Here is a 16420-nt window from a genome sequence, read left to right as displayed (position 1 = left end):
GTGTTACTCTTGCGTTTTAATGATTTGAGTAGTAAAGAATTGATTGATTTAACAACAGGTTCGAGATTAGGAGTACTAGGACAAACGGATCTAGAAATTGATGAAAAAACAGGTCAAATTCTTTCATTTACAATTCCCCAGTATAGTATGTTCGGTTTAAGAAAGTCCGAAACCTATTCTCGAATCGAATGGAAGCAAATAAAGAAAGTAGGCGATGATATGATCATCGTCGAAACCGATCAAATCTAAAAGCCAGCAATTTTAAAGCTTTTATTTTACTATTTATCGTTCGTATAAAAACTAAACTGCGAAGTAACTGTCGTTGAATTATTGGCAAAAGTATTTTGTTGAATGCTAATCCAGCGCTACGGAAAAACACTCCCTTTCCGGGGGCACGGCTGAAGCTAACTTGGCAAAGAAAACCACTTTACCAAGTGGATCTTCAGCTCGTGCTGTTCCCCCAGGAGTGTCGCATTTTTCCTCCGCTTTGTGCAGATGTCTGTTCAAGTACAATGAAATATGAAATGAAATCAATAGTCTAGCAGTTACTTTATTTGTAGAATATTACTAAAGCGTAGTCCATTTACGTAGACTCCGGCGGGAACAGCGTCTTCCGAAGACCCCGCAGGCAGTGATTTTCTGCCGAGGAGGCTGAGGTGGCGCCCGCGGAAAGCGAAGTAAATGGACGGAGCTTTTGCTTAACCCTCATCATACTCTCAAAATCGCTACAAGTTCGCAGTTTGTGTCTAATATGTTTAATGGAGCCGGGCTTGTTTGCCTGGTTTTTCTTTTTTTGGAAGTGAAGACGAACCGTGATATTTGCCTCTTCACTTCTGTTCCCTGCTTACATAAGATAGCTTAGATAAATAAAATGTATTTGATTTTTGTGAGGTGAAAAGATGCAGAAAAAGAAAAATATTGCCATTATTGGGGGAGACGCTCGTTATTTACCCCTAATACATGCACTTAATAAAATGAGTGATTTCCGAATTCAAATATTAGGCTTTGAACAGGTTGAGCAAAGCTATACAGGCGTCATGCAATCAACTATAGATAATTTGGAAACATCTGAACTTGATGCGGTTATCTTACCGATTACCGGTATAGATAATCAAGGCTACGTAGAAACCATGTTTTCCAATCAGCCGATACAATTAACGAAAAAGTGGTTTCAATCTTTGCCGAAAAGATGTCTTGTGTTTACTGGGATATCTAATGATACGTTAAATGAATTTGTTTCATCAAGTAATGTATCTTTGGTTAAGCTAATGGAAAGAAATGATGTAGCGATATATAATTCGATACCAACAGCTGAAGGAGCTATTATGCTCGCTATTCAACATACAGATATTACAATACATCATGCTCATGTTTTTGTTTTTGGATACGGAAGGGTTGGAGAAACAACTGCACATAGTTTTGCCGGTCTAGGTGCCAATATCTCTGTTGTCTCCGATAGTGAATCAGACTTAGCTCGAATTTACGAGAGAGGCTGGAAAGGATATTCTCTTGATCAAATTGAACATGCTATTGATAAGTGTCAAATTTTAATCAATACGATACCAGCACGTGTGGTAGACAAATCTTTATTAGAGAAAATGAATAGTCAGGCGATCATCATCGATTTAGCCTCAAAACCTGGTGGTATTAATTTTGATTTTGCCGAAAAAAGAGGGATTCAAGCGATTCATGCACTAGGTCTCCCTGGAATGGTGGCACCAAAAACAGCAGGTGAAATTTTAGCTGATCGTATTGCCACTATACTTTTGAACGCACAGTAACACCTAAACAACTTAGGCATATACTGGGCATATAACTAGCCCAATGCTTAACCTGAAACGTATGGTAAGGCATGAAATGCTTAGGAGGGATTCTGTGGAACTCAAAGGTAAAAAAATTGGTTTTGGACTTACTGGCTCTCATTGTACGTATGCGGCTGTCTTTCCGCAAATGAAGAAATTAATTGAATTAGGTGCAGAGTTGGTCCCAGTTGTTTCACATACTTTTAAAGAAACCGATAGCAAGTTTGGTAAAGCAAAAGACCATATGGATCAAGTGAAAGAAATCACAGGTCGAGAACCGATATCGACGATAGTCGACGCAGAACCATTGGGTCCAATAGAACCATTAGATGTTATGGTCTTAGCACCATTGACAGGTAATTCGATGAGTCGATTAGCAAATGCAATTACAGATGGACCGGTTTTAATGGCTACGAAAGCTACGATACGGAATGGAAATCCAGTAGTTATTGGTGTCTCAACAAATGATGCTTTAGGTTTAAATGGGGTTAATTTAATGCGTTTAATGGCAACAAAGTTGATATATTTTGTACCATATGGTCAAGACGATCCGTACAAAAAACCAAACTCTTTAGTATCTGATATGACCCTTATTCCAGAGACCGTCAAAGAAGCTTTAGAATTTAAACAAATACAACCGGTAATCATTGAAAGAAATCGCTAAATATGATGAAATAATTAAAGAATGGCCATTAATATGTTATGATAAAAAAGATAATATAATAAATACTCATTGAATCAAATGGAAGGGGACAAATAACATGACAACAACACAACGATATAATGTAGCAGTAGTAGGTGCTACTGGTGCAGTAGGAGCAAAAATGCTAGAAACATTAGACAAAAAGAACTTTCCTATTAATGAACTACATCTTTTATCATCAAAACGCTCAGCTGGTAAAGAGCTAGAGTTCCAAGGCAAAACATATACTGTCCAAGAAACGACACCTGAGAGCTTTGAGGGTATCGATATTGCCTTATTTTCAGCTGGAGGATCTGTTTCCAAGAAATTTGCTCCAGAGGCAGTAAAACGCGGTGCTGTAGTAGTCGACAATACAAGCGCGTATCGTATGGATCCAGAAGTTCCATTAGTAGTACCTGAAGTAAATGAAGAAGATATAAAAACACATAACGGAATTATTGCAAATCCTAATTGCTCTACCATTCAGATGGTAGCAGCATTGAAACCAATTCAAGATCAATTTGGTATGTCTAGAGTAATTGTCTCTACGTATCAAGCTGTCTCTGGTGCAGGGAATGAAGCGCTGGATGAATTGCGTACTCAATCAAAAGCATTTTTAGAAGGTGAAGATTTAGAAGCTGAATTATTACCTGTATCAGGTGAGAAACATCATTATCCGATCGCGTTTAATGCCTTACCACAAATTGATGTATTTCAAGATAATGGCTACACTTTTGAAGAAATGAAAATGATCAACGAAACGAAAAAAATTATGCATGATGACACAGTTCACGTAGCCGCAACTTGTGTAAGGTTACCATTCTTTACTTCTCATGCAGAAAGTGTATATGTGGAAGTCGATAAAGAAGGAGTTACAGTAGACCAATTAAAAACAGCAATTAGCAATGCAGAAGGTATTGTATTAGAAGATGATCCAGAAAACCAAGTATATCCTACACCACTTTCTTCCGCTGGGAAATGTGATGTATTTGTAGGCCGTATTCGTAAAGACTTAGATAATCAAAAAGGATTCCATTTATGGGTAGTATCCGATAATTTATTAAAAGGTGCTGCATGGAATTCTGTTCAAATTGCTGAATCATTAATTAAAAATAATTGGTTACAAAAATAAATGAGGTGGAGTCATGCGGATTCTGGTTCAAAAATTTGGTGGCACTTCTGTAAAAAGTAAAGCATCAAGACAACATGCCATAAGCCATATTAAGGATGCTTTAGCAGATGACTATAAAGTTGTCGCAGTGGTTTCTGCAATGGGGCGTTATCCAGATCCATATGCAACAGATTCCTTATTATCATTGATTAATGGAAATCAATCCAAAATAAGTAATAGAGAAAAAGATTTACTCTTAGCTTGTGGCGAAACGATATCTGCAACCGTATTTTCGCATGATTTATTAGAACACCAAATAGATTCTGTTGCTATTAGTGGAGGAGAAGCTGGAATTATTACAACAAATAATTTCTCTAATGCTCAGATAAAAACAATTGATACGCAACATATTTATCATTTATTAACAAAGCATCAAGTCGTTATAGTAGCAGGTTTTCAAGGGAAAACAGAAAACAATGAAGTGACAACAATTGGCAGGGGTGGTAGTGATACCTCTGCCACAGCATTAGCAGCTGCATTACAAGCTGAGTTTGTTGATATTTTTACGGATGTAAATGGAATCATGACAGCTGATCCTAGAGTAGTATCAAATGCTAAGAAACTAGAAGCAATATCCTATACAGAGATCTGCAATTTAGCCTATCAAGGTGCCAAAGTGATTCATCCAAGAGCTGTCGAAATTGCAATGCAAGCAAATATTCCAATACGAGTGCGATCAACGATTTTAAAAGATAAAGGGACATTGATAACAAATATACCAGAAACAGATTATTCAGAAAGAATTCATGATAAACTTGTAACAGGTATTGCCTATGTAAATCATATTACACAAATCCGGATTCAAGAAGTAAAAAAACCACAACAATTACATGTCTTAGTGTTTAAAGCGATGGCTGAAGCTGGGATTTCAGTGGACTTTATCAATATTTCACCAAATGGTGTTGTATATACGATTTTTGAAAGAGATGAAACTCTAGCAAAGAAAGTGTTAAACGATTTAAAAGTTAATCCAACTTATACGGAAGATTGTGCTAAAATTTCGTTAGTGGGTGCAGGAATGTCAGGATTACCTGGTGTAACGTCGAAAATTGTTCAAACATTGACAAATAAACAGATTCCAATTTTGCAATCTGCTGATAGTCATCGTACCATTTGGGTACTAATCCAAAATAAGAATTTAGAAACTGCACTAAATGCACTGCACGTTGCTTTTCAATTAGAAAAATAATTTTAAATTATTTTTCTTTTTCCTATTGATGAATTTGATTATTCATGGCATAATTATGTTCGCCATTTTTCTATATAATAAGCCATTAATATGCAAAAATTGAAACAATAATTTTAGTGAATATATAAAAAAATGTTTACCGTTTTATAATAAGGTGAAGGAGATTGGAAAGGAGATGGTGACATTATGGATTTTGGAAGACTTTTAACAGCTATGGTAACACCTTTTGATGATAATAACCAAATGGATTTAAATATTACTACCGAATTAGTAGAACACTTGTTGGCAACAGGCTCGGAGGGTCTTGTTGTGGCAGGGACTACTGGTGAGTCTCCGACATTGAGTCACGAAGAGAAGATGCAATTGTTTGAACATGTAGTAAAAGTAGTAGATGGTAGAGTTCCCATTATCGCTGGTACTGGAAATAATGACACACAGGCCTCCATTGAATTGACAAAAGAGGCTGAACAAATTGGCATTGATGCAGCGTTGATCGTGACACCGTATTATAATAAGCCTAATCAGGAAGGTTTGTATCAACATTTTGCTGCAATTGCAGATCAAACAAAGCTCCCTATTATGTTATATAATATTCCATCTAGAGCAGTAGTGCGTCTAAATGTCGAGACAGTTGTTGCTCTTTCACAGATTGAAAATATAGTTTCTGTAAAAGATTCTACAGGTGATTTGGATGGTATTGCTTCGATATTAGAACAAGTAGAAGATGGGTTCACAGTATATAGTGGGGATGATTCTTTAACATTACCTATCCATTCTATCGGTGGATCTGGAGTAGTTTCGGTTGCTTCCCATATTATTGGAAAAGAAATGAGAGAAATGATTGCTTTATTTGAACAGGGCAAAGTTAGAGAAGCTGGACAAATGCATCGTAAACTATTACCAGTCATGCGTGCATTATTTATGGCACCATCTCCTTCGCCAGTTAAATCTGCATTAAAATATCAACAAATCGAAGTAGGGTCCGTACGATTACCACTAGTACCATTATCACCTTTCGAAGAACAAAACCTATTCAGAGTAATCGAACCCTTTCAATAAGTGACTACATAACCGTAGTCACTTTTTATTTTGTCAAAAAGCAGAGTTTAACTAAACAGCAAAGTAATTGACATAGGATTATTGGCAAAAGTATTGAAATGAGTGCTAATCCAACGCTACGGAAAAACACTCCCTTTCCGGGGGCACGGCTTCAGCTAACTTTGAAAAGAAGACCACTTTCCAAAGTGGATCTTCAGCTCGTGCTGTTCCCCCAGGAGTGTCGCATTTTTCCTCCGCTTTGATTAGATTTCTGTTTAAAAACGATGAAATATGCAGTGACATCAATATTCTTGTCGTTACTTTATTTGTAGAACTTTACTAAAGCGTAGTCTATTTACGAAGACTCCAGCGGGAACAGCGCGAGCTGAAGATCCCGCAGGAAAATTGTTCTTTGCTTTTCTGAGGAAGCAGACCGACGTGCCCGCAGAAAGCGAAGTAAATAGACGGAACTTTTGCTAGCACTCATCAAGCAGTCAAAATTGTCACTAGTTCGCAGTTTGTGTCTTATGTTTTTATTCTGAAAATTTATCTTAATGAATTGGTTATTTTTACGTGGTTCGGTATGAATTTTCTGTGGTAGTTCATACTAGGTAATAATATTGCGTAAAGGGGTGTAGGCCATGAACCAACAGAAACAAGAAACAAAGGAAAAAGAATCTCATTCATCATCGATCGTAGAAAAAATACAACAACTCGGTCAATCCACAATACCTAATGCACCAGATTCAAATATTCACGTTTTGTCAATAATTGGCCAAGTAGAAGGTCATGTTCAATTACCACCACAAAATAAAACAACAAAATATGAACATCTTATTCCTCAAATAGTAGCGATTGAACAAAATCCTAAAATAGAAGGATTAGTAGTAATCTTAAATACAGTAGGAGGCGATGTAGAAGCAGGACTAGCCTTATCAGAAATGATTGCTTCGTTATCAAAACCGTCTGTATCTGTTGTATTAGGTGGTGGCCATTCCATTGGTGTACCAATCGCAGTATCAACTGATTACTCTTTTATTGCCCCCTCTGCCACTATGACTATTCATCCAATACGTTTAACAGGACTAGTAATAGGTGTACCACAGACTTTTGAATACATTGATAAAATGCAAGAACGGGTGATTCAGTTTGTTACAGCACACTCTGATATCAAAGAAGAAAAATTTAAAGAGCTCATGTTTGAGAAAGGAAATCTAACTAGGGATATTGGTACAAATGTGGTGGGTAAAGATGCTGTTGAATACGGTTTGATCAATGAAGAGGGCGGTATAAGTGGTGCAATGGCTAAATTGAACGAACTAATCGAAGCACAAAAAGACTCACAGGAGCTGATCCAATAATGCTATATACACCATTAAGTTATCAAGATATAAACGGTTTTGGTGATGAATACCAGCGATATGAAGTTATCACGTACCAGAATAAACAATGTTGTATTGAACGAATGCAAAATGGTGATATCCGGTTAGTTCAATTATTATCTACAGATCCAAATGATTTTCTATTAAACGATTTTATTCCTGGTACTATCCTATCAAATCAAAGATCTGCTCAATAGAATGTTCGTTCTATTCGCTAAACTATGCTATAATAGCATGTAGAAATAACAGATGATGACGCCCTTGCTAACAATTGGCAAGGGTATTTCATACATATAATCAATCATTATATAGTTTAAAGTATTTGAGGAGTGTCCTTCATGGCTAAAAAGAAAAAAACAAGACGAAAAAAACAATCATTAAAATCTAATATAAAAATGGAGTTATTTGGGTTACTATTCATTTTTTTAGCTATATTCGGTAGTGGTGCGACAATGATCAGTGATGGAGCTGTATCTTCATTGTTAGAAAATGTTTTTCGTTTTTTCTTCGGTTCTTGGTACTTTCTAGTATCTCTACTTCTTTTGTTTATTGGTATTTATATGATGATAAAAAGGAAATTGCCCGTACTGAAAACGAGAAAATGGATCGCTACACTTCTTATTTTTTCGGGAGTGCTATTATGGACACATATCCGAACTTTTGAATTAGCTTATTCTTCATCTGATCAGTATCCATCTATTATCGGACAAAGCTATACCTTTTATGTAGAGTATTTACAAGAAATTCGAACTTCTGCCTATCTCGGTGGTGGAATGTATGCTGCTCTATTATTTGCGATTAGTAATTTTTTATTCTCTGAAAACGGGGCAAAGATTTTTGTTTTCTTTCTTCTCGTAATTGGGGCTATTATTTTTAGTAATCTATCAATGGGAGATTTGCTTTCAAAGTTGTTTCATAAAATACAAGAATTGATGAAAGCGAGCAAACAACGTATGGTAGATCGGAAAGACAATCGACTCACGCAGAAAAACAACAAAGCTGAGAGTGATTTATTGGTGGAAGAAACCAGTAGTAATGAAGAGGAAGATTTACCTGCAATTGCTTATGCTAATCAAGAACTGGAAGTGATCGAACCAATAGATGATCAACCGATGGAAAGAACAGAAACGGAAACAGAGAATAGCAGTACCGCTGAAGATGCTGGTCAAAATTGGGAAACTACCGAAACGGATCAATTGCCAACTACAGAATTTGAGAATCAAGATTACAAATTGCCACAAATGAGTATTTTAGAGTTACCTAAAAATCATGGTAAACAACAAGAAAAGTCGCATATTCAGCGAGTCGTTCGAAAATTAGAAAAGACCTTCCAAAGCTTTGGAGTTAAAGCTCGTGTAACCAAGGTTCATGTCGGTCCGTCTGTGACGAAGTATGAAGTATATCCAGAAGCTGGTGTTAAAGTAAGTAAAATCGTTAATTTACATGACGATTTAGCACTAGCATTAGCTGCAAAAGATATACGAATTGAAGCACCTATTCCCGGTAAGTCTGCTGTTGGTATAGAAGTGCCAAATGAAGAAACAGCGATGGTTACATTAAGAGAAGTATTAGAAACGAAAAAAAATCAAGTGCAGAACAAGTTATCTTTTGCGCTGGGTAAAGACATTTCAGGTGAATCTGTCATATCTGAACTGAACAAAATGCCCCACCTATTAGTAGCAGGGGCAACCGGAAGTGGTAAAAGTGTCTGTATTAACGGCATTATTACCAGTATTCTAATGCGTGCCAAACCTCATGAAGTCAAAATGATGATGATAGATCCTAAAAAAGTGGAGCTTAATGTATACAATGGTATCCCGCACTTATTAACTCCAGTAGTGACAGATCCAAAGAAAGCATCACGTGCGTTAAAAAAAGTAGTTGCTGAAATGGAAAGAAGATATGATTTATTTTCGGAAACTGGAACTAGAAATATTGAAGGATATAACGAATATATCAAACGACATAACAATGATTCAGAAGATCAACAACCACAATTACCATATGTTGTGGTAATTGTAGACGAATTAGCAGATTTAATGATGGTAGCATCGAACGAAGTGGAAGATGCTATTACAAGATTAGCGCAAATGGCTCGTGCGGCAGGTATTCATTTAATTATTGCTACACAACGTCCATCTGTAGATGTTATTACAGGGGTTATTAAAGCAAATATTCCGTCTCGGATTGCCTTTAGTGTTTCTTCGCAAACCGATTCAAGGACGATATTAGATTCGGGTGGTGCTGAGAAATTATTGGGTAGAGGTGATATGTTGTTTATTCCAGTAGGATTATCGAAACCAGTTCGAATCCAAGGTGCTTTTCTATCTGATGATGAAGTAGAACGAGTTGTAGATCATTGTATTGAACAACAAAAAGCACAATATCAAGAAGAAATGATTCCAGAAGAAGAAACAGAAGTCGTTCAGGAAGTAGATGATGATTTATATGATGATGCCGTTCAATTAATCCTGGAAATGCAAAGTGCTAGTGTATCGATGCTGCAGCGCCGATTTCGGATCGGTTATACACGTGCTGCACGATTAATAGATGCCATGGAAGCGCGCGGTGTAGTGGGGCCATATGAAGGCTCTAAACCAAGAACTGTCTTACAAAGTCAGACAACAGATGATATGGCAACAAATTCCTCGAATTAAATATATATATGACGGTGTTAACAAGCAAAGAGAGTTAAAAACTCCCTTTGCTTGAAGTCTCACTTTATTATTAGATATAAAAGTGTTATATTTGATTGTAATACTATTCTTACATTTGAATATAGATTGGTTGGGGGAAACTATGCTATCTAATTTAAATAATGGATCAACTATCACTGTGGTTCAATATATTAAAAAATTAATAGAAGAAGGGCATTTTAAAGAGAAAGACAAATTACCTACGGAATACGAATTAGCCAAAGAACTCGACGTAACAAGAAAAGAAATAAAGGATGCCTTTTCCATATTAGAAGAAGAAAATATTTTAATTCGTCGCCCAGGTGTAGGAGTTTTTGTGCACACAAAACCGATTCTTTCTTCAGGAATTGAACAATTAGGTAGTGTTACCGAAATGATTAGAAAATCTGGTAAGGTACCTGGTGTACAATACATATCAGCTGATATTACAGAACCAACCGACGAGGATAAGCGGCGGTTTGAGCCCTTGGAAATTGAACAGTTCGCTCAATTAGAGCGTGTCAGAACAGCGGATGGTGAACCTGTAGTATACTGTATTGATCGTGTAGATCATCGAGTTATGCCATTAGAGCTGATTCATAGTCAAGAATCTATTTTTCAGGCATTAAAAACATATGCTAAAAAAGAAATAGACTATGCGGTTGCATATATTGAACCCATTGGTTACCATGAACGAATTTCACCTATATTAAATTGTGAACCAGATCAAGCATTATTATTGTTACGACAGATGCATTACACAAAAGAGAACGAACCAGTCTTATATTCAGCAAATTTCTTCAGAGCAGACGTATTTAGTTTCTACGTGTTACGAAAAAGATTTTAATCAAAAAGATCTGGTACCTTACCAGGTCTTTTTCAAAACAAAAAAGTCTCAACAAAACTAAACTGCGAAGTACCTTTAACTACCTAATTTGAGAATTTGATGAGTGGAACGTAAAAGCTCCGTCCATTTACTTCGCTTTCTGCGGGCGTCACCTCAGCCTCCTCAAAAAAGCAAAGAGCGCTTTTTCTGCGGGGTCTTCGGAAGACGCTGATCCCGCCAGAGTCTACGTAAATGGACTGCGCTTAAGTAAGAGTTCTACACCTAAAGTAACAGTTACAATATTGATATTAAAGTTTATTTCATCGTACTTAAACAGAAATCTACTCAAAGCGGAGGAAAAATGCGACACTCCTGGGGGAACAGTGCGAGCTGAAGATCCACTTTGGAAAGTGGTTTTCTTTCCAAAGTTAGCTGAAGCCGTTCCCCCGGAAAGGGAGTATTTTTCCGTAGCGGTGGTAATCCTCTCATCATTATTCTTTAAGTATGAAGTATTCAATACTTCGCAGTTTGTGTATTTTGTGGACTATATTCTAATGATAAGAGTAAGTGTCTTTTTTGATGGGAAGCATAATATTTTGGGTTTTTTGATAGAATATAACAAGAATACTTAATTTCAAGTACAAAGGAGTAATGTTGATGGTAGACAAATTAGAGAAAATTATTGAACAAGACGGTTATGATGTACACCTTATACATACAAAGAAATTTAAGACCATTCATTTGTCATTAAAATTCACGACAACATTGACAAGAGAGAACGTCACCAAGAGAGCGCTGTTACCTTATATTTTGCAGCAAGGAACCAAAAATTATCCAACTGCGATAAAGTTAAGACAACATCTGGATGAATTATATGGAACGGTTTTATCGATAGATAGCAGCAAAAAAGGTGAAAATCATATTTTAACCATTCGACTTGAATTACCGAACGAACAATATATCGCTGGTGCTAAGGATTTATTAGATAATGGAATTGACTTTTTAAGAGAAGTGATTTATCAACCAAAAGTTGAAGATCAATCATTTGATTCAGCAATTGTTGCTCGCGAAAAGCAAACATTACAAAATAAAATAGAAGCACTAAAAGAAGATAAAATGAGTTTTGCTAACAACCGAATGATTGAAGAAATGTGTAAAGACGAAGCATATCGTTTACGAGTGCACGGTTACGAAGAGGATATAGATGAAATTACGGCAGTAGATTTGTATCAGTATTACACCGATATGTTAAAGAATGATCATCTGGATGTATTTGTATTAGGTGATATTGATGGTTTAGCGGTCGAAGAAAAAATTACCAATCTGATTGATGGTGACAGAAGACAACCAGCTATTCAAAAAGAAACGAAGGATATTGATCCGACCGAACAAACTATTATCGAAGAGGACGACATAAAGCAGGCCAAATTACACTTTGGTTATCGAACAAATATTAACTATGACGATCCGGCTTATGCTGCTCTTCATGTGTTTAACGGTTTATTTGGAGGATTTCCTAGTTCCAAATTATTTATGAACGTAAGAGAAAAACATAGTCTTGCCTATTATGCAGCGTCAAGAATCGAAAGTCATAAAGGTTTAATGTTTGTATTTAGCGGAATTGGTCCAGACCAATATGAAAAAGCAAGAGAGATTATTTTAGAGCAAATGGAGCAGATGCGACAGGGTAAATTTACGGATGATGATTTATCTGAAACCAAAGACATGACCATTAACCAATTAAGAGAAACGTTAGATAATCCACAAGGAATGATTGAGCTTCATTATCAAAGCGTTTTAGCTAAATCAACCTTATCGCCAAACGATTTATTAGAAAATGTAAAACATGTAACAAAAGAGCAAGTGATTGAAGTAGCCAATCAAATACAACTTGACACGGTTTACCTTTTGACTAGTAAGGAGGTTGCAGAAAATGAAGCATAATCATTATCAACAGATTGAAGAAAATATATATTCTGACACGCTTGCCAATGGATTACGTGTTTTTATTCTGCCAAAAAAAGAAATGGCTAAAACGTTCGCTATTTTCACAACGAATTACGGATCAATTGATCAAAGTTTTGTGCCACTTAATCAGCAGGATTTTCAAACAGTACCAGACGGTATTGCCCATTTCTTAGAACATAAGCTATTCGAAAAAGAAGATCGTGATGTATTTCAAGACTTCTCTAAAACAGGAGCGTCTGCGAATGCCTTTACATCATTCACTAAAACAGCTTATTTATTTTCTGCAACTTCAAAAATTAGGGAGAACTTAAAAACACTTGTAGATTTTGTGCAAGATCCATACTTCTCAGAGCAATCTGTTGAAAAAGAAAAAGGTATTATCGCACAGGAAATTCGCATGTATGACGATCAGCCTGATTGGAGAGCATTTTTCGGTACGATTAAAAGTTTATATCATCACCATCCGGTCCAAATTGATATTGCCGGAACAGTGGAGTCGATTAACGAAATTACTAAAGATGATTTATATACGTGCTACAATACTTTTTATCATCCAAATAATATGGTGTTATTTATTGCAGGTAACGTGGATCCAGAAGAAACAATGGATTTTATTAAAGAAAATCAGGAACAAAAACAATTTGAAGAGCCAAACCCAATTACTAGAAAATTTCCGGATGAACCTGATCATGTAGCGGAGAAAGAACTAACCATTAATATGCCGGTTTCTGTTCCTAAAGCTCTAATAGGAGTAAAGGAAAACCAGATTCCTAAAGATCCAAAAGTGTTTATGCTAAAGGAATGGATGATGGACATAGCATTAGATCATTTGTTCTCAAGAAGTGGTGTTGCTTATGAGAGGTTGTATGAAGCTGGACTGATCGATCAGTCTTTTAGTTGTGAGTCACATTTGGAACGCAATTTTGGTTTCAGTATTATCGGTGGCAATACAAAAGATCCAGAGAAATTAGCTCAATTAATAAAAGAAGAATTACTAAACTTAAAATCTTCCCCAATCGATCAAGATAGCTTCGAACGTATCAAACGGAAGAAAATTGGTCAATTGTTACGTGCGATGAATTCTCTTGAATTTATTGCAAATCAATATACACACTATCAACTATTAGGCATTGATTTCTTTGAAAGTGTGGAGTGGCTAGAACAATTGACGTATGAAGATATTACCTCATTTACGAAAACGTGGATTAGTGAGCAACAACTTTCAACGTGTTTTGTCACGAACGAATAGAGGTTGATCATGAAAAAAAGAACATTAATTACAGGGGCTAGTGGAGAAATAGGTAAAGCAATCGCAATACAATTAGCTAATGAAGGGCACTCTTTGGTATTGCATTATCATCAAAATAAGCATGCTATCAATGAAATTCTTGAAAAAATCCCTTCAGAACAAGTTATTGATATTATCCAGTCCAACCTAGCAACACCGGTTGGACTGGATCATTTTCTTGAACTGCTGCCATCTCAATTGAATCATTTTATTTATACTAGTGGTATGACCTATTATGGATTGTTACAAGATATGGACGATCAAACAATGGATGAGATGCTGCATCTTCATTTAAAAGCACCGTGGAAAATATCACAGCAATTAATTCCAAATATGATTCAACAGCACTTCGGCCGAATGATATTTATAACGTCTATTTGGGGCGAAGTTGGAGCAAGTTGTGAGGCGGCATATGCCTCTGTAAAAGGTGGTCAACAGGCTTACATTAAGTCATTAGCAAAAGAACTTGGCCCAAGTCATATATATGTCAATGGAGTAAGTCCAGGCTTTATTGATACTAAAATGAACGCTGCATTAACACTAGAAGAAAAAGCTGAACTTATTGAAGACATACCGTTACAACGAGCTGGAACTCCGATGGATGTAGCGGGAGCTGTCCAATTTCTGTGTAGTGACCGTGCAGCTTATATACAAGGAGAAGTGATTCGAGTGAATGGTGCCTGGTTGTAATGGAGAAATTCTCTGTTTGTTAGTATGCATATTTTTCAGGATTTATCGAAAGATAGTAATGTATGCTGATAAAGGAGGAATGAACATGTCTGTTATTGACAATTTTGAATCATGGAAAGACTTTTTAGGTGATCGATTACATGAGGCAGAGAATAACGGAATAAGTAACCAAGCAATTTCTGAACTTGCCTATGACATTGGTGGTTATTTATCAACAGAAGTGGAAGCGAAAAATGATCAAGAACAGATCTTACGAGACTTATGGAATGCAGCAGATCAAAAAGAACAGCATGCCATTGCTAATATAATGGTTAAGCTGGTCCAAAATGAAGGTACAAAATAGTATTCATGCCCTATAGAACTTTACGTTTTATAGGGTATTTCTTTTTTTTATTTTGCTAAAATTGTTATTATGTATCTTTAAAAGAAAAATTTATCATAATTTTCATGTTATCCATTAAAATATCACTTTTCATTCGTATTGTTTTAAGATATGATGAAGATATGCTATTTTTATGAAACAAAAAGCAATGATGAAACGTCATATAATATAGAAACAAAATTGCATTAATATGAACATTTGATTAAAACTATAGATTAATGATTGATGGATGGTGTTACTATGGGAATTGGAGAACGATTAAAGCAAGAGCGTGAACTTAAAAATATGTCTTTAGAAGAAGTTCAAAAAATGACTAAAATTCAAGCTAGGTATTTGGATGCTATTGAACAAGAACGGTTTAATGTGATGCCGGGTTCTTTTTATGTTCGAGCTTTTATTAAAGAATATGCTAATGTTTTAGGTTTAAATGCTGAAGAATTAATGGAAGAATATAAAGACGATTTACCTTTTGAGAAGGAAGAAAATATTGCTTTATCCCGTGTGAAAAGTAGTAAGAAAAATAAACCTACAGTAAATACACCGGTTATTTTTTCATTTTTACCTAGTGTTATTGTAGTATTGTTAATCATTGGTATTGTAGTACTTGTTTGGTTATTTAGACAAGGTTATTTCGGAAATGACAACGACGGTGATCCAACACCTGTGGACGATAATGATACTACAGCTGGTGAGTCTGTCCAACAACGACCACCATCTCAACAGGAAAATCCAGCAGAAGAAGAGGAAGATGAAGAAGAGGATTCAGATGAGGAAGAAGTGGAAGAGAAAGAATTAGAAGAACCAAAAACAGAAATAACGCTAGACAATTACGAAAATAATGAATCTAATTATACAGTGACTACATCAGAAGACGAATTGTCTATTGCTTTAAGTACAGAAGCTCAAAACTGGATAGCAATGGAAGATCAAAATGGAGAACGATTATATTATGAAACACTGACTACAGAGAAAAGTCCAGAAGAGATAGATATTTCAGAAGTAGACGAACTTTATATACGATTCGGTGCTCCGGAAAGTATTAGTATATCTATAAATGATGAAGAACTTACACTTTCCGATGAAATTGGAGCTAGTCAGGTTCAAGACGCATGGATCACCATTCAAAGACAATAGAACTAAAAAAACCCTCTTTGTTAAAAGAAAGAGGGTTTGTTTTTAGCTTCTATATTCAACAAAAAAAGTTAAACAAATAGAATTCACAAAATAGCTAAAGAGAGATCATATTTTCTAATAAAAGTTTGCAAGTCATGTGATAGGGAATAAGCACGTATCAAAGAAAAATGATTTAGATAAAGAAGGAGTGTAT

15 protein-coding genes are annotated in these 16420 nt (G+C 35.8%); all 15 read left to right on the top strand.

From position 1 onward, the window contains the following. Nucleotides 1–9: 9 nt before the first annotated feature. A complete protein-coding gene (locus tag BN3107_RS11485; protein WP_082631288.1) occupies nucleotides 10–249 on the top strand; it encodes a YlmC/YmxH family sporulation protein in 240 nt (79 codons plus the stop codon). Nucleotides 250–899: 650 nt separating this feature from the next. Then, nucleotides 900–1781 carry a dipicolinic acid synthetase subunit A gene (dpaA, locus tag BN3107_RS11480; protein WP_058307764.1) on the top strand — a complete coding sequence of 294 codons (882 nt, stop codon included), beginning with the start codon at nucleotides 900–902 and terminating at the stop codon, nucleotides 1779–1781. 94 nt (nucleotides 1782–1875) lie between these two features. Then, a complete protein-coding gene (locus BN3107_RS11475) occupies nucleotides 1876–2466 on the top strand; it encodes a dipicolinate synthase subunit B (protein ID WP_058307763.1) in 591 nt (196 codons plus the stop codon). Nucleotides 2467–2563: 97 nt separating this feature from the next. After that, nucleotides 2564–3616, top strand: a complete 1053-nt coding sequence (locus tag BN3107_RS11470) for an aspartate-semialdehyde dehydrogenase (RefSeq protein WP_058307762.1) — start codon at nucleotides 2564–2566, stop codon at nucleotides 3614–3616. 13 nt (nucleotides 3617–3629) lie between these two features. Continuing rightward, entirely contained in the window at nucleotides 3630–4844 is a 1215-nt protein-coding gene (dapG, locus tag BN3107_RS11465; protein WP_058307761.1) for an aspartate kinase, read from the top strand. A gap of 183 nt (nucleotides 4845–5027) precedes the next feature. After that, the gene (gene dapA, locus BN3107_RS11460; RefSeq protein WP_058307760.1) at nucleotides 5028–5903 is read left to right on the top strand and encodes a 4-hydroxy-tetrahydrodipicolinate synthase; all 876 of its coding nucleotides are present in this window, start codon (nucleotides 5028–5030) and stop codon (nucleotides 5901–5903) included. Between the two features lie 620 nt (nucleotides 5904–6523). Continuing rightward, complete coding sequence (locus tag BN3107_RS11455; protein WP_058307759.1) at nucleotides 6524–7243, top strand: ClpP family protease; 720 nt, start codon at nucleotides 6524–6526, stop codon at nucleotides 7241–7243. Next, nucleotides 7243–7461, top strand: a complete 219-nt coding sequence (locus BN3107_RS11450; RefSeq protein WP_231735296.1) for a YlzJ-like family protein — start codon at nucleotides 7243–7245, stop codon at nucleotides 7459–7461. The genes BN3107_RS11455 and BN3107_RS11450 overlap by 1 nt, the downstream gene beginning before the upstream one ends. Before the next feature lie 141 nt (nucleotides 7462–7602). Next, nucleotides 7603–9921 carry an FtsK/SpoIIIE family DNA translocase gene (locus tag BN3107_RS11445; protein WP_058307757.1) on the top strand — a complete coding sequence of 773 codons (2319 nt, stop codon included), beginning with the start codon at nucleotides 7603–7605 and terminating at the stop codon, nucleotides 9919–9921. Nucleotides 9922–10063: 142 nt separating this feature from the next. Further along, nucleotides 10064–10786, top strand: coding sequence for a GntR family transcriptional regulator (locus BN3107_RS11440; protein ID WP_058307756.1), 723 nt, complete (start codon nucleotides 10064–10066; stop codon nucleotides 10784–10786). Nucleotides 10787–11422: 636 nt separating this feature from the next. Further along, nucleotides 11423–12709: an EF-P 5-aminopentanol modification-associated protein YfmF gene (gene yfmF / locus BN3107_RS11430; RefSeq protein ID WP_058307754.1), complete on the top strand. Its 1287-nt coding sequence runs from the start codon at nucleotides 11423–11425 to the stop codon at nucleotides 12707–12709. After that, nucleotides 12699–13982, top strand: a complete 1284-nt coding sequence (gene yfmH, locus BN3107_RS11425) for an EF-P 5-aminopentanol modification-associated protein YfmH (RefSeq protein WP_058307753.1) — start codon at nucleotides 12699–12701, stop codon at nucleotides 13980–13982. The genes yfmF and yfmH overlap by 11 nt, the downstream gene beginning before the upstream one ends. Before the next feature lie 9 nt (nucleotides 13983–13991). Further along, the gene (gene ymfI, locus BN3107_RS11420; protein WP_058307752.1) at nucleotides 13992–14711 is read left to right on the top strand and encodes an elongation factor P 5-aminopentanone reductase; all 720 of its coding nucleotides are present in this window, start codon (nucleotides 13992–13994) and stop codon (nucleotides 14709–14711) included. A gap of 85 nt (nucleotides 14712–14796) precedes the next feature. After that, nucleotides 14797–15054: a DUF3243 domain-containing protein gene (locus BN3107_RS11415; protein ID WP_058307751.1), complete on the top strand. Its 258-nt coding sequence runs from the start codon at nucleotides 14797–14799 to the stop codon at nucleotides 15052–15054. A 279-nt stretch (nucleotides 15055–15333) separates the two neighbouring features. Further along, on the top strand, nucleotides 15334–16227 hold the full coding sequence (locus tag BN3107_RS11410) for a helix-turn-helix domain-containing protein (RefSeq protein ID WP_058307750.1): 894 nt from the start codon (nucleotides 15334–15336) through the stop codon (nucleotides 16225–16227). Nucleotides 16228–16420 lie beyond the last annotated feature (193 nt).

The organism is Gracilibacillus massiliensis, assembly GCF_001458115.1.
In the GTDB taxonomy this organism is placed as follows: domain Bacteria; phylum Bacillota; class Bacilli; order Bacillales; family Amphibacillaceae; genus Gracilibacillus; species Gracilibacillus massiliensis.
This window is presented reverse-complemented; position numbering and strand designations above follow the sequence as displayed.